Source organism: Hydrogenophaga sp., assembly GCF_051860785.1.
Classification (GTDB): domain Bacteria; phylum Pseudomonadota; class Gammaproteobacteria; order Burkholderiales; family Burkholderiaceae_C; genus Hydrogenophaga.
Genome location: NZ_JBIMLB010000035.1, coordinates 1 through 18,012, shown reverse-complemented (window position 1 = coordinate 18,012; position 18,012 = coordinate 1). Strand labels below are relative to the sequence as shown.

General features: G+C 66.6%; 21 protein-coding genes. 16 read left to right on the top strand and 5 right to left on the bottom strand.

Annotated elements, in window-relative coordinates; translation table 11 throughout:
* Positions 1 to 12 precede the first annotated feature (12 nt).
* From ACTIF6_RS26145 to ACTIF6_RS26115, 7 genes are read left to right on the top strand one after another with little or no spacing between them, the layout of a single operon-like run.
* A complete protein-coding gene (locus tag ACTIF6_RS26145) occupies positions 13 to 1,173 on the top strand; it encodes an ABC transporter substrate-binding protein (protein ID WP_439590646.1) in 1,161 nt (386 codons plus the stop codon).
* Entirely contained in the window at positions 1,170 to 1,868 is a 699-nt protein-coding gene (locus ACTIF6_RS26140) for an RraA family protein (RefSeq protein WP_439590645.1), read from the top strand. Before ACTIF6_RS26145 ends, ACTIF6_RS26140 begins: the two co-directional genes overlap by 4 nt.
* Positions 1,865 to 2,521, top strand: a complete 657-nt coding sequence (locus tag ACTIF6_RS26135) for an RraA family protein (RefSeq protein WP_439590644.1) — start codon at positions 1,865 to 1,867, stop codon at positions 2,519 to 2,521. Before ACTIF6_RS26140 ends, ACTIF6_RS26135 begins: the two co-directional genes overlap by 4 nt.
* Positions 2,521 to 3,195, top strand: a complete 675-nt coding sequence (locus ACTIF6_RS26130; RefSeq protein ID WP_439590658.1) for a 4-carboxy-4-hydroxy-2-oxoadipate aldolase/oxaloacetate decarboxylase — start codon at positions 2,521 to 2,523, stop codon at positions 3,193 to 3,195. The genes ACTIF6_RS26135 and ACTIF6_RS26130 overlap by 1 nt, the downstream gene beginning before the upstream one ends.
* 26 nt (positions 3,196 to 3,221) lie before the next feature.
* Positions 3,222 to 4,535, top strand: a complete 1,314-nt coding sequence (locus ACTIF6_RS26125) for a Rieske 2Fe-2S domain-containing protein (protein ID WP_439590643.1) — start codon at positions 3,222 to 3,224, stop codon at positions 4,533 to 4,535.
* Positions 4,536 to 4,580: 45 nt separating this feature from the next.
* Complete coding sequence (locus ACTIF6_RS26120; RefSeq protein WP_439590642.1) at positions 4,581 to 5,552, top strand: Bug family tripartite tricarboxylate transporter substrate binding protein; 972 nt, start codon at positions 4,581 to 4,583, stop codon at positions 5,550 to 5,552.
* 35 nt (positions 5,553 to 5,587) lie between these two features.
* Entirely contained in the window at positions 5,588 to 6,097 is a 510-nt protein-coding gene (locus tag ACTIF6_RS26115) for a bacteriohemerythrin (protein WP_439590641.1), read from the top strand.
* Between the two features lie 177 nt (positions 6,098 to 6,274).
* Here the strand turns inward: ACTIF6_RS26115 and ACTIF6_RS26110 are convergent, their stop codons facing one another.
* The 3 genes from ACTIF6_RS26110 to ACTIF6_RS26100 are packed head-to-tail and all read right to left on the bottom strand — an operon-like array spanning position 6,275 to position 7,197.
* Positions 6,275 to 6,487: a hypothetical protein gene (locus ACTIF6_RS26110; protein ID WP_439590640.1), complete on the bottom strand. Its 213-nt coding sequence runs from the start codon at positions 6,485 to 6,487 to the stop codon at positions 6,275 to 6,277.
* Positions 6,488 to 6,503: 16 nt separating this feature from the next.
* Complete coding sequence (locus ACTIF6_RS26105) at positions 6,504 to 6,827, bottom strand: tripartite tricarboxylate transporter substrate-binding protein (RefSeq protein ID WP_439590639.1); 324 nt, start codon at positions 6,825 to 6,827, stop codon at positions 6,504 to 6,506.
* On the bottom strand, positions 6,748 to 7,197 hold the full coding sequence (locus ACTIF6_RS26100) for a Bug family tripartite tricarboxylate transporter substrate binding protein (RefSeq protein WP_439590638.1): 450 nt from the start codon (positions 7,195 to 7,197) through the stop codon (positions 6,748 to 6,750). Before ACTIF6_RS26100 ends, ACTIF6_RS26105 begins: the two co-directional genes overlap by 80 nt.
* A gap of 364 nt (positions 7,198 to 7,561) precedes the next feature.
* Between ACTIF6_RS26100 and ACTIF6_RS26095 the strand changes: the two genes are divergently transcribed.
* A complete protein-coding gene (locus ACTIF6_RS26095) occupies positions 7,562 to 7,699 on the top strand; it encodes a hypothetical protein (RefSeq protein WP_439590637.1) in 138 nt (45 codons plus the stop codon).
* A 51-nt stretch (positions 7,700 to 7,750) separates the two neighbouring features.
* Here the strand turns inward: ACTIF6_RS26095 and ACTIF6_RS26090 are convergent, their stop codons facing one another.
* A complete protein-coding gene (locus ACTIF6_RS26090) occupies positions 7,751 to 8,686 on the bottom strand; it encodes a LysR family transcriptional regulator (protein WP_439590636.1) in 936 nt (311 codons plus the stop codon).
* Positions 8,687 to 8,786: 100 nt separating this feature from the next.
* On the opposite strand from ACTIF6_RS26090, the gene ACTIF6_RS26085 reads away from it, so the two are divergent.
* Genes ACTIF6_RS26085 through ACTIF6_RS26050 form a run of 8 tightly spaced genes read left to right on the top strand, consistent with a single transcriptional unit; the run spans position 8,787 to position 17,415 of the window.
* On the top strand, positions 8,787 to 9,830 hold the full coding sequence (locus ACTIF6_RS26085) for a TRAP transporter substrate-binding protein (protein WP_439590635.1): 1,044 nt from the start codon (positions 8,787 to 8,789) through the stop codon (positions 9,828 to 9,830).
* A 13-nt stretch (positions 9,831 to 9,843) separates the two neighbouring features.
* The gene (locus ACTIF6_RS26080; RefSeq protein WP_439590634.1) at positions 9,844 to 10,953 is read left to right on the top strand and encodes an alcohol dehydrogenase catalytic domain-containing protein; all 1,110 of its coding nucleotides are present in this window, start codon (positions 9,844 to 9,846) and stop codon (positions 10,951 to 10,953) included.
* Between the two features lie 5 nt (positions 10,954 to 10,958).
* Positions 10,959 to 12,599, top strand: coding sequence for an FAD-dependent oxidoreductase (locus ACTIF6_RS26075; RefSeq protein ID WP_439590633.1), 1,641 nt, complete (start codon positions 10,959 to 10,961; stop codon positions 12,597 to 12,599).
* A 21-nt stretch (positions 12,600 to 12,620) separates the two neighbouring features.
* A complete protein-coding gene (locus ACTIF6_RS26070) occupies positions 12,621 to 13,442 on the top strand; it encodes a fumarylacetoacetate hydrolase family protein (RefSeq protein ID WP_439590632.1) in 822 nt (273 codons plus the stop codon).
* A 25-nt stretch (positions 13,443 to 13,467) separates the two neighbouring features.
* Positions 13,468 to 14,457 (top strand): cupin domain-containing protein, encoded by a 990-nt coding sequence (locus ACTIF6_RS26065; RefSeq protein ID WP_439590631.1) that lies wholly within the window; start codon positions 13,468 to 13,470, stop codon positions 14,455 to 14,457.
* Positions 14,454 to 15,203 carry a dienelactone hydrolase family protein gene (locus tag ACTIF6_RS26060; protein ID WP_439590630.1) on the top strand — a complete coding sequence of 250 codons (750 nt, stop codon included), beginning with the start codon at positions 14,454 to 14,456 and terminating at the stop codon, positions 15,201 to 15,203. The genes ACTIF6_RS26065 and ACTIF6_RS26060 overlap by 4 nt, the downstream gene beginning before the upstream one ends.
* Complete coding sequence (locus tag ACTIF6_RS26055; RefSeq protein ID WP_439590629.1) at positions 15,200 to 16,423, top strand: FAD-dependent monooxygenase; 1,224 nt, start codon at positions 15,200 to 15,202, stop codon at positions 16,421 to 16,423. The genes ACTIF6_RS26060 and ACTIF6_RS26055 overlap by 4 nt, the downstream gene beginning before the upstream one ends.
* Positions 16,420 to 17,415 (top strand): Bug family tripartite tricarboxylate transporter substrate binding protein, encoded by a 996-nt coding sequence (locus ACTIF6_RS26050; RefSeq protein ID WP_439590628.1) that lies wholly within the window; start codon positions 16,420 to 16,422, stop codon positions 17,413 to 17,415. Before ACTIF6_RS26055 ends, ACTIF6_RS26050 begins: the two co-directional genes overlap by 4 nt.
* Before the next feature lie 19 nt (positions 17,416 to 17,434).
* Here the strand turns inward: ACTIF6_RS26050 and ACTIF6_RS26045 are convergent, their stop codons facing one another.
* The gene (locus ACTIF6_RS26045; RefSeq protein WP_439590627.1) at positions 17,435 to 17,878 is read right to left on the bottom strand and encodes a response regulator; all 444 of its coding nucleotides are present in this window, start codon (positions 17,876 to 17,878) and stop codon (positions 17,435 to 17,437) included.
* Positions 17,879 to 18,012 lie beyond the last annotated feature (134 nt).

Genomic DNA, 18,012 nt, shown 5'->3' with positions numbered 1-18,012 from the left:
AAGGAGACACGCATGAACCCCATCCTCGCTTCCGGCCTGCTGGTCACCGCCGCCCTTCTCGGCGGCCCCGCCGGCGCCGCCGAGCCGCCCCTGAAGATCGGCCTGATCGGCCCGTTCTCCGGCTCTTCCTACGAGAGCGGCGGCGCTGCCTTCGACCAAGGCATCAAGGCCTTCCTCAAGATCCACGGCGACACCGTGGCCGGGCGCAAGGTGGAGATTATCCGCCGCGACGTGCCCGAGCCGATGCCGGAACTGGCCAAGCGCGTCGCCACCGAGCTGGTGGTGCGTGACAAGGTCGATTTCCTCACGGGCGTGATTTTCACGCCGAACGCGCTGGCTGCCGGGCAGGTGAGCGGTGCGACCAAGACCCCCTTCGTGATCATGAACGCGGCCACCTCGGGGATCATGGCGAAGATTCCCAACGCGGTGCGGGTTTCGTTCACGATGGCCCAGGTGACGGCGCCGCTGGGCGATTGGGCGGCCAAGAACGGCAGCAAGCGCGCCTTCACCATCGTCGCCGACTACGCTCCTGGCATCGACGCCGAGAACGCGTTCACCCGCACCTTCACCGAAGGCGGCGGCCAAGTGGTCGAGAAGCTTCGCGTGCCGCTGTCGAATGTGGAGTTCTCGCCCTACGTGCGGCGCATTCGGGACGCAAAGGCCGACGCGGTATACCTGTTCCTGCCGAACGGCGACACGGCCAAGTCCTTCCTCAAGGCGTTCAAGGATGGCGGCCTGGTGGATGCCAAGGTGAAGATCCTGGCCGACGGCGGCATTACTGCGCCCAACAACCTGCCTATCGTGGGTGACAACGCTCTCGGGATCATCAGCAGCCACCACTACACCGAAACCCACGCCACGCCGGTCAATGAGAGATTCGTCAAGGCTTTTGCCGAGGTAAACAACGGCGCGCTGCCCACCTACATCTCCGCCGGCGCCTACGACGCGATGGCGGCGATCTACAAGGCGGTCCAGGAGCAGAACGGGAAGCCCACCCTGGACCGCACCATGGAGATCCTGGGCAACCTGAAGATGGAAAGCCCGCGAGGACCGATCCAGCTGGACGCCAGGAGCCGCGACATCACCCAGAACGTGTACATCCGTCGCGTCGAGCGCCGCGGCGGCCAGCTCGTGAACGTCGAGTTCGAAACGATTCCCGCGGTGAAGCCATGACAATGGAAGACGCCGTCACGAGACTGAAGCGGCTGGACGCCTGCGCGGTGTCGGATGCGATGGACAAGCTGGGGCTGTCGGGAAGCGTCAGCGGGCTGGAGCAGCGCGCCGGCTCCGGCCGCATCGCGGGTCGCGTGATGACCTACCGGCTGGTGGAGCATGGCCAGCGTCCGGCCGCGGCCGGCCCGGCCCGCCACCTCGGCACGACCGCCATTGAACGGGCCCAGCCCGGCGACGTGCTGGTGGCCGAACAGCGCACCGGCATGGACGCCGGCAGCTGGGGCGGAATTCTCACGCTGGGCGCCAAACTGCGTGGCATCGCAGGGGTGATCGCCGAAGGCCTGGTGCGCGACCTCGACGAAGCCGTCGCCTATGACTTCCCTGTGTTCTCGCGCGGTTCCACTGCACGCACTGCTCGGGGGCGCGTGGTGGAGGCGGACACCGGCGAACCCGTCACGGTCGGCGACGTACGGGTCTGCGCGGGTGACTATGTGATTGCCGACCGCAGCGGCGTGGTGTTCATCTTGGCTGCCGACATCGATCGCGTGCTAGGTGCAGCCGAGGCGCTGTTCGCGCGCGAGGCGGCCATGGCCAAGGCCCTGCTGGGCGGCACCCCCATCTCCGAAGTGATGGGAGCGAACTACGAGAACATGCTGCAGCCCTCGGCGGACGCAGCGCAGTGGAGGACGCAATGACGGACGCGAACATCGATCGGGCCACCCGGCTCGACACAGCCACCTTGAGCGATGCGCTCGACAAGCACGGCCTGGTGGGCCAGTGTCATCGCATCAAGCCGCGCTCGCCGCAGTTCCGCATGACGGGGCGCGCCTGGACCCTGCTGTACGGGCCGGCTGGCTCACCACCGGGCACCGTCGGGGATTACATCGACGACATCGAAGCCGGGTCGGTCGTGGTGCTGGACAACGGCGGCCGCGACGACGCCACGGTTTGGGGCGACATCCTGACGGAGATCGCGAGCCACAAGGGAATCGCGGGCACCGTGATCGACGGCATCAACCGCGACGTCTCGCTCTGCCTGGAACTGAACTACCCGATCTACAGCCGCGACAGCTGGATGCGCACCGGCAAGGACCGCGTCCAGGTCGAGGCTACCGGCGTCCCCGTCACCATCGGAAATGCGCGCGTCTGCCCGGGCGACCTGGTGCGCGGCGACGCTGACGGCGTGGTCGTAATCCCGCGCGCCTTCGAGGAGCAGGTGCTCGCCAGCGCAGAGGCAATCCAGTCCGCCGAGGACGCGATCCGTCAGGCCGTGCGCAGCGGCATGTCGCTGCGCGAGGCGCGCGCCAAGCACGGCTACCACCAGCTGCAGACGAGGGAGGTCCCGTGATGGACGAACCGGCGCCGCGCACCCCTCTTTCCGGGCCGACCATTCGCGCGGACATCGAGCGCGTAGACGCCGCCACAGTGGCGGCGGCGTCCCGACTGCCCGCCTCGACGCTGCATGAGGCGGGTGGCCGCATCGGCGTGCTACCCACCGCGATCAAGCCGGTGACTCAGGGCCTGCGCGTCTGCGGGCCGGCGGTGACGGTGCATTCCCCGGGTGGCGACAACCTGTGGGTGCACCGCGCGATCTACGTGGCGCAGCCAGGCGACGTGCTGGTGGTGCACGCGAGTGGCGTCTATGACTACGGCTACTGGGGCGAAATCATGTCGACTGCGGCGCAGGCGCGTGGCCTGGGTGGGCTGGTGATCGACGGCTGCGTGCGTGATGGCGAGGTGCTGCGCGATGTGGGCCTGCCGATCTTTGCCCGCGGCCTGAGCATCCGCGGCACCGGCAAGGACCAGCGGGCCATCGGCTGGATCAACGCCCCTGTTCTGTTCGAAGGCGTCACTGTGCAGCCGGGCGACCTTGTCGTCGGCGATGCCGACGGCGTGGTGGCTATCCCGCGCGCGCTTGCCCGGGAGGTCGTGGAGACCGCCGGACGACGCGAAAGGCTCGAAGCGGACGTGATGCGCAGATTGCGCGAAGGTGAACGCACGCTGGAGGTTTACCAATTCTGAGCGCCCCGCACTCAACAGTATCACAGATGAACCTGAATATGTCCCATTCACTGAACGAAAATCTTCCCATCCACACCGGACCCGGTACGCGTGGCGGTGACCTCCTGCGCAGGTACTGGCAGCCCATCGCGCTGGTGGACGACCTTCCAGCCAGAGATCCAGTCCCCCTGCGCATCCTCGGCGAGGACCTGGTGCTCTTCCGCGACGACCGCGGCCGCCTCGGGCTGCTCGGACAGCGGTGCGCCCACCGCTGCGCGGACCTGAGCTACGGGCGGGTGGAAAACGGCGGCCTGCGCTGCGTCTACCACGGCTGGCTGTTCGACATTGAGGGGCACTGCCTGGAACAGCCCGGAGAGCCGGGCAAGGGCCAGCACCGGGACCGCGTGCTGCAGAAGGCCTATCCGTGCCTGGAGCGCGCAGGCGCCGTCTGGACCTACATGGGACCCGGTGAGCCGCCGCTGTTTCCGGACTATCCCGCGCTGACTGCGCCGGATGCCTATCGCTTCAGCGCTCGCTGGTTGTCCAACTGCAACTGGCTGCAAGCCAACGAAGGCAACGTGGACCCGGTCCACACCTCCTTCCTGCACGCCCTCGAGGTGCCCGCCGCCGACGCCGACCCGCTGCGCAAGGCTCAGGCGCAGGAAGTGTTCGGCTCGGACGTGGCGCCTCGCCTGTTGGTGCAGGAGACGCGCTTCGGGTTACGTGTGATCGCCGAGCGCCGCCAGCAGCCGGAAGGTCACCGCTTCGTGCGCGTGACCAACTTCGTGATGCCCAACGCCTGCGCCATCGGCGGCGCGGAATCGCCGTTCGGTCGCGGCGGCGCATCGATGTTCTGGCACGTCCCGATCGACGACACCAGCCATTGGCGCTTCGAGTTCGTGTTCCACAGCAAGACCGCTCTGCCGCGTGACCGGTTGCGTGAAGCATACCGGCGGGAAGCGGACGTGCGCGGCGTGCCGTGGCGCAACGCCTCCAATCGCTTCGGGCAGCGGCGGGACATGCTGGATCGCAGCTTCGTCGGGATGGGGCAGACCTTTCCCGTGCACGACCTGTTTGTGACCGAGTCGCAGGGCGAGATCCACGACCGCGACAACGAGCACCTCGTCACCTCGGACGTCGCGATCGCCCGTTCGCGTCGCCAGCTGATGCAGGCGATGCAGGACCTCGCGGAGGGCAGAGAGCCGCGCGGCGTGGTGCGTGAGCCGGCGGTCAACCGCTTCCACGACTTGCTGGTGCTGACCGAAACACTCGCCGCCGATGCGAAGGTGGAGCAGTTCCTGGCAGAAATGGAAGGGGCTGACATTTACGCACTCCGACCGCTTGCGGCGAATCCCAGCTGAGACGCATAACGGCCGCAGGAGCGGCCATTCACCAAGGAGACAGACTTGATTCATCGCCGCACTCTTCTCAACGCCGCGGGCGCTGCCGCCGTCCTCGGGCCGCGCGCAGCACTCGCCCAGAACCTGCGCCCGCTTTCGCGCATCATCGTCGGGTTCCCGCCCGGCGGCACGGCGGACGTGATCGGCCGCGCCCTGGCCGAGAAACTGCGCGGTCACTACGCAGCGAACGTGATCGTCGAGAACAAGCCCGGCGCCCGCGGCTCTGTCGCGACCAATACGCTGCTGGCGACCGAGCCCGACGGACACGCGATCTACATCGCCCCGCACTCCATGGTGACGATGTACCCACACGTCTACCGCAAGCTGAACTACGATCCGCAGCTCGACCTGATTCCCGCCGGCACGATCGCGTCGTTCGAATTCGCGCTGTCGGTGTCGCAGGCGGTGCCGGCGCGCACCTTGGCGGAGTTCGTGCTGTGGGCCAAGGCAAACCAAAGCGCAGCCGCCTATGGATCGCTGGGCAATGGGACGACGGCGCACTTCCTTGGCTTCATGTTCGCCACCGCAGCGGACGTGGACTGGAACCACATCCCGTACAAGGGCGCCGGCCCCGGCGTGCAGGACTTGCTCGCCGGACATATCCCGAGCCTGATCGGCCCGGTCGGCGACATCGCGGCGCACCATCGGGCAGGCAAGGTGCGGGTACTGGCCACCTCGGGGGCGCAGCGCTCCCGTTTCCTGCCCGACGTTCCGACCTTCGAGGAAGCGGGCTACAAGGGGCTACTGGCCACGGAGCGATTCGGCGTCTTCCTTCGCCGCGGCACTGCCCCCGTTCTGGTGGAGAGGGTGAACCAAGAGGTCAACCGGGCATTGCGTCAGGAGGACTTCCGCGCCACCCTAGCCAACCTCAGCTACGAGCCGCTGGCAACCACGCCGCAGGAGTTCCAGTCGATCATCAAGGCCGAGTCCGCACGCTGGGGCGGCATCGTCAAGGCGTCGGGCTTCTCGGAGGAATAGGGGAGAATAGAGGAGAATCATGCAAGCGATCCACCATGACTGACCTTACGCAAGAACACACTGCCCCGCCCGCCAGCGACCGAGTTTCCGAACTGGGCTTCGCACCCATGGACCGGATGCATGCGGAACTGGACGAACTGCTGCTGCGCGCCCTGGCGCCGGGCCATCCCCAATGGGCGCAGCTATTGGGCGATGTCCACGCCCACCTGAAGGAACACTTCGAGGCCGAGGATCGTTGGATGCGCGACAGCGGTTTCCCTCCGCGTGAATGCCACATGGACGAACATGCGGCCGTGTTGCGTTCCTCGGAAGAAGTCCTGGCACTCGCCCAGCGAGGTGAGTTCGGGCCGGCCCCTTCCTTCGTCGCCGAGCTCGCCCGCTGGTTCCCGGCACATGCCGATCACCTCGATTCCGCGTTGGCGGCGTGGATGTGCAAACGGCAATACGGGGGCAAGCCGATCGTGGTGCACCGTGCCCAGCGGCATGGAAACGGCGAGGGCGGCATGGAGCAAGAGGCACAGGGTACAGAACGCAATCGGCGATAGCCGGGGCGACATGATCCTGATCCTTGGTCTTTGAGCCGCTGACGGCGTGGCGGACGCCGCTCCCCTGCGAGACTTACGTGTACAGAACCCTGCTTGTCCGCAGGCGATAGAGAGACCTCAGATTCTCTCCAGCAGGCCAGCTCAGCTCAGGAGCGTTCGGGCCGCGCAGACGAGCGGCTACTGCGCCTTGATGCTGCGGGCCTTGATCAGCTTGCCGAGCGTGTCGTGCTCGCGCTGCAAGTGAACCGCGAATTCCGCCTGGCTGCTCATCACCGGCTCGGTATTCAACTCGTTCATCCGCGCCAGCGCGTCGGGCGAATTCAAGGCCTTGCCGAACTCGGTGGTGATGCGCGCCACCACCGCTTGTGGCGTGCCGGCCGGAACGAACAACGAACAGCCCGGTCCACTACTGCGGTTTGAAGTCAGGGAAGTCGGCTTCGGCAAAGGTCGGCACGTTCGGGATCTTCGCCATCCGCTTGTCGCTGGTGACGGCCAGCGCCTTCACCTTGCCGGCGGCCACCTGCGGCGCTGCCAGGGTGCTGGAGATCAGGAGCGCCTGCACATGCCCGCCCATCAGGTCTGTCATGGCCGGGCCGCCGCCTTTGTAGGCGACGTGCGTTGGTTCGATCCCTGCGATGTCCTTGAACACCTCATAGTAGAGGTGGTTGCTGGTGCCGATGCCCGGGCTGGCGTAACTGAGCTTGCCGTTGTTGGCTTTGGCGTAGCTCACGAACTCGTTCACCGTCGTCACCGGCACGCCCGTTGTTCACCAACATGACCAGCGGGATGCGCGCCAGCAGGCTGACCGGCTGCAGGTCCTTGAGGCTGTCGTAGCCCAGGTTGGGGATCAGGTGCGGGTTGGCCGGCACGCTGTCGGCGCTCAGCAGCAGGGTGTAGACGTCAGCCGGGGCGCGCGCCAGCAGCGCCTCGGCCACCGTGCCGCCGGCACCCGGCTTGTTGTCGACAATCACCGGCTGGGCTTCCTGCAGCCGCGGCTGCAGTGCGCGGGCGATCAGGTCGGTCAAGCCGCCGGGAGCGAAACTGACGATGATGCGGATCGGCTTGGCGGGCCAGTCCTGCTGGGCGAGGGCGGAAGGCACGCCGCCCAGGGTGCACGCCGCCCAGGGTGCAGGCCGCCGCAGATGCACCGGTCAGAAGGCGGCGCAGGAACGCGCGTTTGAGCATGAGGTCTCCTGGATTTCTGAGCTGGATCAAACTTGTCGCAGCTTGTCTGTCCGTATGGTGGACAGATATTTGTATTTTCGGCACCCTAGGAGTCCGTCGGACTTGAGCCCAAGCGAGTTCGAATAATCGGTGCGATGCGTTTTTTTGGACGGCATTGCGCTGATTGAGTGCTCTCGATGGATGGCGAGCCCCCGTGAGGGCGCATCGAGCCGTCCAGGGACTCGGTTTTGGGGTGATCGAGGCGCACTTTGTCCCTCAAGCTACGAAAAGGGTCGCGGAGTGACCTCTGACGAAGGCGTGCTGGAAGCCGCTTTCACCGGCCACCACGGCTGGTACTGGCGAAACCGGGGCCAGGCGAACGTGAAGGTGACGCTGCGCACGCGGGGAGACTACGCCGACATCAAACGGATGAAGTAGGGGACGCGCGCAAGCCGGGCGCCGAAACTGGCAACAAGGGGGTTGTCTTTTTCAAGGCGCCGGAGACGCTTCGCCCTTGCCCATTTCCATTCTGAACTCACGCATCTCCGCCAGGAAAGTCTGCAGCGCGGCCGACTGATCCAGCGCCCGATAGATGCACACCAGATTCGAAATCCCTGGCGTCACGTCCGTGATGGGCAGGAACACCACGCCCGGCAATTTGAGATGGGTGGCTGATCGGGGCACCACCGCGACGCCGAACCCGCCGGCCACCACGGCCACGGCCGTGATCGAGTCGCCCACGTTCTGCGTCACCTGGGGTTGCAGTTTCGCGTCGGCGAACATCGCCAGCAGCGTGTCGGTGAAGTTGGGGCGTGGCCCGCTGCCCTGAACCACCAGGGGGAGCTGAACCAGGTCGCGCAGTGCCACGCGTTTGCGCCGGCCCAGGGCATGGTCGGCGGGCACGGCGGCCACGAGCTGCTCGACCATGAACGGCTCACTGGCCAGGTCCGGGGGTCCGTCACCCTGCCGGATGAACGCGGCCGTGATGCGGCCTTGCTGCAGCGCCACCACCTGCTCGCGGCGGTTGAGTGTCTGCAAGACCAGCTCGATGCGGGGGTGCGCTGCCCGAAACCGCGCCAGAAACTGCGGCACGGCGTCCAGCATCATCGAACCGAAACCGGCGATGTCCAGCCGACCCACCTTGCCCATGGCCACGCTGCGCGTTCGCTCCACCGCCTGCCGGGTGAATGCGAGCAGGTTGCCCGCTTCGCCGAGCAGCACCTTGCCGGCCTCGGTCAGTGCCATGCCTCGTGCGGTGCGGGTGAACAGCTGCGCACCCACCACCGCCTCCAGTTGCTGGATCTGCCGCGTGAGGGGCGGCTGGGAAATGTGGAGCTGGCGCGCGGCGCGGCTGAGATTGAGCTCCTCGGCCACTGCGACGAAGTAACGAAGGTGTCGGAGTTCCAGACCGGACAGTTCAGACATGACCATACCCTAACCGTATTGCGACGAAACCGAATCAGTATTGGACGGTATTGACTGGGCGTTCTCCAATGCAGGCACAAACACCCATTGGAGACAAGACATGATGCAACGCCGCAACGTTCTGCGAGGCGCCGCTGCGGTGGCGCTGGGCGCCCCCGCGCTGGCCGCCTTTGCTCAGGAAACCCACACCTTCCGGTTCCACACGTTCATGACGTCCAACTCGGACACGTGGGCGCTGCTGTGCAAGCCGTGGATGGACAAGGTCACGGCTGAATCGAACGGCCGCATCCGTTTCGAAGGCTATACGGCGATGCAACTGGGTGGCGCGCCGGGCCAGTTGTACGACCAGGTCAAGGATGGCACGGTGGACGTCACGTGGACCTTGCCCGCCCTGTCGCCGGGGCGGTTTCCTCGGGTCGAGGTCTTCGAGCTGCCGTTCATCATGAACAACCCCGAAGCGTCCTCCAAGGCGCTGTGGGAATACACGCAGACCCATGCAGCCGATGAGTTCAAGGAAGTGCACCCGATTGCGCTGCACGTCTCGGGTCCCGGGGTGTTCCATTCGCGCAGCAAGGCGATCCTGAGCACGAACGACCTCAAGGGAATGAAGGTGCGCGGCCCGTCGCGCCAGGTGACCAAGCTGCTGCAGGCGCTGGGCGCCACGCCGGTCGGCATGCCGCTGCCCGCCGTGGCAGACGGGATCCTGAAGGGAACCATCGACGCTGCCGTGTTGCCCTGGCAGACCGTGCCTGCCGTGCGCTTGCAGGAGCTGGCCAAGTTCCACAGCGACTTTCCTCCTGAAACGGGTGCGCTCTACACCACCGTATTCCTCATGGCTGTCAACAAGGCCAAGGTCGAAGCGCTTCCCGCCGATCTGCGGCGTGTGTTCAACAACAACTGCGGCCTGGCCACCTCGGCCTGGTGCGGCAAGACCACCGCCAGCACCGATCCGGTCGGGCGCAAGGCGGCGGCCGACCAGGGCAACAGCATCACCACCATCAGCGGTGCGGAAGCCGACGCCTTCGTCAAGGCCGCCGCGAACGTGAGCGATGAGTGGGTGGCCGAGATCAGCAAGCGCGGCCACGACGGCAGGAAACTGCTCGACGCCGCCAAGGCCTTGATCGCAAAACATGGTCGTGCCTGACCCGAAAGCGACCATGTCCACGACCATGCGCGCAGCCCGGCTCCACCAGATGGGCACCCCATTTCGCATCGACGACATGCCCATGCCCGAGCCGGGTCCGCAAGATGTGCAGCTCGAGGTGAAGGCCTGCGGCGTGGTGCCCAACCTGCGCAACGTGATCACCACCTACACCGGCAAGCACCCGAGCCTGCCCGCGCGGCAGTTGCCGGCTGCGTACGGTCTCGACGCCACCGGCGTGATCACGAAACTCGGGCAGGCCGACCAGGGCCTGTCCGTGGGCGATCGGGTCTATGTCAATCCGGTGCTGTCGTGCGGCGGCTGCGAGGCCTGCCGACGTGGCGTTCGCAGCGAGTGTCCGAACTTCACCTTTCAGGGCTACTTCGGTTTTGGTCCCGGATCGCAGGCGCTGTTCGACGCCTACCCCACCGCCGGCTTCTGCGAATACATGGTGACCCCGGCCGCCAACATCGTGCGGCTGCCGCCTGCGGTGAGCTTCGAGCAAGGCGCGCGTTTCGGTTACCTGGGCACCGCGTACGCTGCGCTGCGCAAGTCGGGCCTGGTGCCTGGCGGCACGGTGCTCATCGACGGCATCACCGGCACGCTGGGCGTGGGTGCGGCGCTGCTGGCGCTGGCCATGGGCGCTTCGCGCGTGTTCGGCACCGGCCGCAACGAAGCGCTGCTCGAAGAGGTGAAGGCCCTCGCACCTTCGCGGGTGCAGCCGATCCGTCTGGGTCAGCGGGCCGTCAACGAAGTGGTGATGGAAGCCAGCGGGGGTCTGGGCGTCGACGCCTACCTGGGCGCACTCGGACCGGGCGCACCGGTGGACAGCACGCTCCAGGGCCTGCTGTCGCTGCGCCGAGGCGGCAGCGCGGTGGGCATGGGTGCACTGGCCGCCACGCTGCCCATCGACCCGCTGGTGATAATGCGCAGGCAACTGAGCTACGCCGGCTCGCTCTGGTTTTCCACCTCGGAGGGGCAGGACATGGCGGCGATGGCGGCGGCCGGAACGCTGGACCTTTCGTCGTTCCGGCACGAACGCTTCGCACTGACGGACGTGAACCAGGCGGTGGAAGCCACGCAAAGCCGCCATGGCGGCTTCACCAACATCGTCGTGACGCCTTGAAGTCCATGAACGCAGAGAGCAAGCTGATCGATACCGACGTGCTGGTGGTGGGTGCGGGTCCGGTGGGCCTGGCCCTGGCGGGTGACCTCGGCTGGCGCGGCCACCGCTGCCTCGTCGTCGAGCGCGGCGATGGCGCCATCGTCCAGCCGAAGATGGACCAAGTGGGCATCCGGACCATGGAGCACTGCCGCCGATGGGGCATCGTGTCCGACGTGGAGGCAAGCCCCTACAACCGCGACCGCCCACAGGACAACGTCTATGTGACCGCGCTCACCGGCTGGGAACTGGGGCGCGAGCCCTTCAGGAGCATGCGCGAGGACCAGCCTCCTGCGTACAGCCCCCAGAAGCGCGAGCGCTGCCCGCAGAACATGTTCGATCCGATCCTGCAGAAGTTCACCACTTCGCACCCGAGCGTCGAGCTGCGCTACCGCCACGAATTCCAGCAACTGGCGCAAGACGACCAGGGCGTGACCGCGACCGTGAAAGACCGGTCCGACGATCGGGTGCTGACCATTCGCGCCCGGTACCTGGTCGGTGCGGACGGCGGCCGCAGCCGTGTGCGCGAGCAGCTGGGCATCACCATGAGCGGGCGAGGTCTGCTCACGCACACCACCAACGTCATCTTCCGCGCAGCCCACCTGGACGCCCTGCACGCCATCAGGCCGGGGTACCGCTACATCTTCGTGGGGCCACAGGGCACGTGGGCCACGCTGGTGGCCATCAACGGGCATGACCAGTGGCGCATGTCGATCATCGGCACCCAGGAGCCACGCACCTACACCGACGACGAACTGCGCGAGCTGGCGCATCGGGCGATGGGAAAACCCTTCGAGCTGGAGATCCTCAGTGTGCTGGCCTGGCAACGGCAGGAGCTGGTGGCCGACACCTACCGCAACGGACGCTGCTTCATCGCCGGCGACGCCGCGCACCTGACCTCGCCCACCGGCGGACTGGGGATGAACACCGGGATCGGCGACGCCGTCGACCTCGGCTGGAAGCTGTCGGCCGTGCTGGAGGGCTGGGGCGGTGACGGGCTGCTGGAAGCTTACGAGACCGAGCGCCGCCCGATTGCGCAGCGAATCGTCGCCATCTCCACCGCGAACCTGCAGCACATGAAGTCACCGGGACGCAACGACGACCTGCTGGAGGACACCGAGGCGGGGGCCGCCACCCGCGAGCGGGTGGGCCGGGACTTCAGCGAGGCGATGAAGCGCGAGTGGTACCTGGACAACGTGCACCTGGGCTACCGCTACCTCGGCTCCCCGGTGATCGTCTACGAACCCGAAAACCCGGAACAGCTGGCGCGCGAGGCCACCGAGACCGCTCGCTACACCGCCAGCACGCAGCCCGGCCGGCGGGCGCCTCACGCCTGGCTTCGAGAGGGCGTTTCCACACACGACCACTTTGGCCGCGCCTACGTGCTGGTCGACACCGTGGGCACGCCCGACGCGCGCTGGGAAGCCCTGCGCGCAACAGCCGTCGAGCGTGGCGTGCCGCTGCAAATCGTGCGCTGGACCCAGAACGATCTGCCCCGGCTGTACGAGCGCCGTTACGTGCTCGTGCGCCCCGACGACACCATTGCCTGGCGAGGCGACTCGCTGCCGGCCGATCCGGCTCACCTGCTCTCCACCATCACGGGCCATTGAAGCCCCGTCACTCCATTCAACATGAAACTCTTCAGATTCAACGGCGGCCGCATCGGCGTCACGCTGGACAGCCGCAGCCTGGACTTGACCGATGCCCTGGGCGTGGACACCACCGCCTGGCCCCCTGTGCAGATGGTGCAACTGATCGCCGACTTCGAGCGGCGCATGGACGGCATTGCCCGGCATGCCAAGGTGCGTGAGATCGACCTGACCGCCGTGCGCCTGGATGTACCGATCGAATGGCCCAACAAGCTCCTGGCGTACCCGGTGAACTACGTCAAGCACGGCGAAGAGATGAAGTCGAGCAACCGCGCCGACCGCAACGGCTTCTTCCTCAAGGCCAATTCATCTCTGTCGGGACCGCGCGAAGACATCGTGCTGCCGGACCTGCCGGGGCGCGAAATCCACCACGAGTGCGAACTGGGCATCGTGATCGGGCGTCAGGGCAAACACATCACGCGCGAAAACGCGCTCGACCACGTGTTCGGCTACGCCTGCCTCATCGACATGGTGGTGCGCGGCACCGAAGAGCGCGTGATGCGCAAGTCCTACGACACCTTCTGTCCCTTCGGTCCCTGGATCACCACCGCGGACGAGGTCGCCGACCCAGCCAACCTCCAGGCCCGTCTGTGGGTCAACGATGAGCTCAAGCAGGACGCCAACACACGCGACCTCATCGTGGACATCCCCGAAATGATCGTGACCGCGTCCCGGGTGGCCACCCTCTATCCCGGCGACATCATCGCCACCGGGACACCGGAGGGCGTGGGGCCGGTGGTGCGGGGTGATCGCATTCGCATCGCCATCGAACAAGTCGGCGAGATGAGCATCGACGTGCGCTGACCACGTACGACAACCAGAGATCTGCATGGAAACTGCCCCTTCTGAAATCGACTTCGACGCGGCGATCGACCTGCCCGCGCTTTACGACTTGCTGGACCAGATCCAGGTGAAGAACGGCTGGGCCAAGGCGGTGCCGGTCATCGTCAAGGAACCTCGTGAGGTGTTCGTGCCACACCGCTGGCGCTATGCCGACACACGCGCTGCCCTCCATGCGGCGGGCAAGCTGGTTGGAACCGAATGGGCCGAGCGGCGCAACCTGATCATGGCCAACCCCATTCCTCACAACGACTACGCCACCGTGCCCACCCTGGTGGGGGCGTACCAGATGGTGAAGGCGGGGGAGAAAGCGATCAGCCACCGGCACACGCCCAACGCCATGCGCATCGTGCTGGACACCGCGCCTGGCACCTACACCGTGGTGGACGGGGTGAAGATCCCGATGGAACCCGGCGACGTGCTGCTGACACCCAACTGGTGTTACCACGGCCACAGCAACGAAAGCGCACAAGACGCCTACTGGATCGATTTTCTCGACGCCCCGCTGGCGGCGACTCTGAGTGCGATGTTCTTCCAGCACCATCCCCAGCCGCTGGAAGACGGTCTGCGCGTCGAGGCGAAATCGCCCATGCGTTTCGCATTCGCTGACTACGCTCCCCAGGTGCAAGGGCAACCTGAATCCGCCCCAGGCGTGCGTGAGCTGCTGCTGGGCCCCGCCACCCTGCTCACCTTCGATCGGGTGGCGATCCACCTGACGGCGGGCTCTGATTGGTCGGTGGAGCGCAGCACCGCGAACCAGATCTACACCGTGGTGCAGGGCCGGGGCAAGTCGCGCATCGGGGATCGGGAGTTCGACTGGGAGCGCGGCGACATGATCGCCGCCCCCGGCTGGCGGGACCAGCGACACGAGGCCTCCGCAGACACCCTGTTGCTCCGGGTGTCCGACGAGCCCTTGATGCGCCTGCTGAACTGGTTCCACACAGGCCCGTCGATGGCCCATGCCAAGGCGCAGCCATGATCGAACGTCACATCGACCTGGTCACCCCCGATGGCGCCATGAACACCTTCGTGGTCCACCCCGAGGAAAACGGCCCCCATCCGGTGATCCTGTTCTTCATGGATGCGCCGGGCAAGCGCGAAGAACTGCACGAGATGGCCCGGCGACTGGCCACCACGGGCTTTTTCGTGGTGCTGCCCAACCTGTACTACCGGCGAACCCGCGAGTTCGAACTGGTGCGAGACGAGGCCGGCATGGCCCGCATGTTCGATCTCATGAACTCCCTGAGCAACCGCCTGGTCGTCGACGACGCCGAAGCGCTCATGCGTTTCTGCGAATCGGATCCCGCGGCCGATGCCGGCCGCATGGGCGCGGTGGGCTATTGCATGAGCGGCCCGTTCGTCATGGCGCTGGCCGCCGAACACCCGGAACGTATCGCTGCCGTTGCCGTGATCCACGGCGCCAACATGGTCACCGAGCGGCCGGACTCACCGCACCTGCTGGCGCCCCGCATCCGGTGCGAGACCTACATCGCCTGCGCCGAGAACGACACGTGGGCCGCCCCGGAGGCCATAGCCACGCTCGAAGCGGCCCTGGTGGCTTCCGGCACACCGCACCGTCTCGAGTGGTACGCGGGCGCGCGGCACGGCTTCGTGTTCCCGAGCCGCGGCGAGATCTACGACAAGGCGGGGGCAGACCGCCACTGGGAGCGACTCTTTTCCCTGTTTCAGCGAACGCTGAAACCCATCCACCAGGAGACTGAATGACCATCAAAGCCATCGTTGTCGGCGCCGGACTGGGCGGCCTGACTGCAGCAGCGTCCCTTCACCGCCGAGGTATCGACACCGTGGTGCTCGAACAGTCAAGTCAACTGGGCGAGATCGGAGCCGGTGTGCAACTGGCGCCGAATGCCTTGAAGGTGCTGCGGGCACTGGGCCTGGAACAGCGCGCATCGGAACTGGGGTTCGAGCCCGATGCCCATGTGGTGCGCAACTGGAAGACCTCGGAGGTGCTGGCCTACACGCCCTACAAGGGTGCCTTGCGAAAAGCATTCGGCGCCGACTACTTCGGCTACCACCGCGCAGACCTCCACGAGCTGCTGCGTTCGGCCGTTCCGCGCGACGCCATCCGGCTCAGCGCGCGCTGCACGGGCGTGCGCGAAGAAGGCGGGCAGGCCATCGTGGAGCTGGCGGACGGCAGCGAGCTCGCGGGCGACGTGGTCGTCGGGGCCGATGGCATCCACTCCCGGGTGCGCGCCAGCCTGTTCGGGGAGGCCGAACCGAGGTACACCGGCAACGCCTGCTGGCGCGGCATGACGCCCGTCTCGGCGCTTCCCCCGAGTCTGATCGCGCCGGACATGACGGTCTGGTTCGGACCGGGTGCCAGCGTCGTCCACTACTACATCCGGGGCGGGGAGTTCATCAACTGGATGGCCGCGTTCGAGTCGGATCAATGGGCCGAGGAATCCTGGACCGCCGAGGGCACGCGGGAAGAGGCCGTGGGCCGGTTCGCCGACTGGCATCCCACCATCCAGGCGCTGATTTCGAAATCCGACCGGTACCTGAAATGGGGCCTGTTCGATCGCGACCCGTTGCCGCAGTGGAGCCAGGGCCGCATCACGCTGATGGGCGACGCCTGCCACCCGATGCTGCCCTACCTCGCCCAAGGCGCCTGCATGGCGCTGGAAGACGGCTATGCCGTGGCCGACGCGATTGCCGCAGGTTCGAACGACATGGCGGCGACGTTGGGGGCGTACGAGCAGGCCCGGCGCGAACGGACCGCGCGCGTACAGCTGCTGGCGCGCACGCGCTCCGTCGAGAACCATCTGCGAGACGAAGCGTCCATGCGGGCTCGCGACGAGCGTTTCGCCCGCATCGGCGCACAAGCCGCCACAGGCCAACACGCCTACGGCATCGAATGGATCTACGAACACGACGTCACCGCCCCCCACCACACCATCCACCCTGCACAGGAGGTTCTGCCATGACCCGTCTCGCCGCCCTCTCACGTTCCGCCCTGAGGCTCCTGCTGCCCAGCGTCCTCGCTGCGAGCGGGGCACTGGCCCACGCCCAGGCCGACAACTGGCCCAGCAAACCGGTGCGCTTCGTGGTGCCCTACCCGCCTGGCGGCCTCGCCGATTCCGTGGCCCGATCGTTGGCCGAAGGACTCTCGGATCGACTCAAGCAGACCGTCATCATCGACAACAAGCCCGGAGGCAGCCTCATCATCGGCACGGATCTGGTGGCCAAGGCCCCGCCCGATGGCTACACGATCCTGCTGGGCAGCTCATCCAGCCTGGCGATCAATGCCTCGGCGTTCAAGAAGCTGCCCTACGACGCGCAGAAAGACTTCACGCCGGTGTCTTTGTCGTTCCGCACCCCGCTGATACTGATGGTCTCCAACGCCGTCCCTGCCAACAACGTCAAGGAACTGATCGCCCACGCTAAGGCGAATCCGGGCGTTCTCAACTACGCCTCGCTGGGGCACGGCAGCACCTTGCACTTGTCGGGTGAGCTGTTCAAGTCACTGGCGCAGGTCGACATCGTGCACGTCCCCTACAAAGGAACGACCACCGCCGTGCCCGACCTGCTGACGGGACGTGTGAGCATGATGTTCGATGGCGGCGCGCTGCTGCCCCAGGCGCGCGAAGGGAAAGTGAAGATGATGGCGGTGACCAGTGCGAAGCGCATGCCGGGCATGGCGGACGTGCCCGCGATGGACGAGGCGGGCGTGCCGGGCTACGACCTGGATCTGTGGTTCGGCGTGGTCGCACCGGCGGGCACACCGGCAGCCGTGGTGGACCGGCTCGCACGCGCCATCGACGACGTGCAGAAACAGAGCACCTTCCGCAACCGCCTCACGTCCTTCTCGCAGATCCATTACGAGACCACCTCACCGTCGGAGATGGGCGCCATCATCCGCAAGGACACCGCGCTGTGGTCCAAGCTGCTGCGGGACTACAAGGTCGAACCCCAGTAGCACTGCGGTCTGCCTTCAGTCACTCGATCGTCTGCAGCACCCTCGCCCGTTCGTGCACATCGGCCGGCTTGAGCAGGTGGTGGTCGAAACCTGCGGCCATGATGCGTTCCTTGTCCGTGGCCTGACCCCATCCAGTGAGTGCCAGCAGCACCGTGCCAGCCAACGCCGGGGTGCCCCGGATGCGGTTGGCCAGTTCGTAGCCGTCCATCACCGGCATGCCGATGTCGATGAAGGCGACGCTGGGCGGGTTCGTCGACATGGCTGCAAGCGCTTCGCGCGCGCCATAGGCCGCCGAGGTCCTGGCACCCATCAGCCCGAGCAGGAGCGCCAGCGAATCGGCGGCGTCGCGGTTGTCGTCCACCACGAAGATGCGCTGGCCACCGGCGACGTCGTGCGTGGCGGCGGGTGAGGCAGGCAACTCCGCGACCGCTGCAGACGGCACCAGGGGGAGTTCAACGGTCATGGCGGTGCCCGTGCCGGCCCCACCGCTGGCGGCGCTCACACGCCCGCCATGCAATTCGACTAGGGCGTGTTAACACTAATACCGATCGTGTCGTTTGCGCTGGACAATATTGGGCATGGAGATCACGCCCGCAC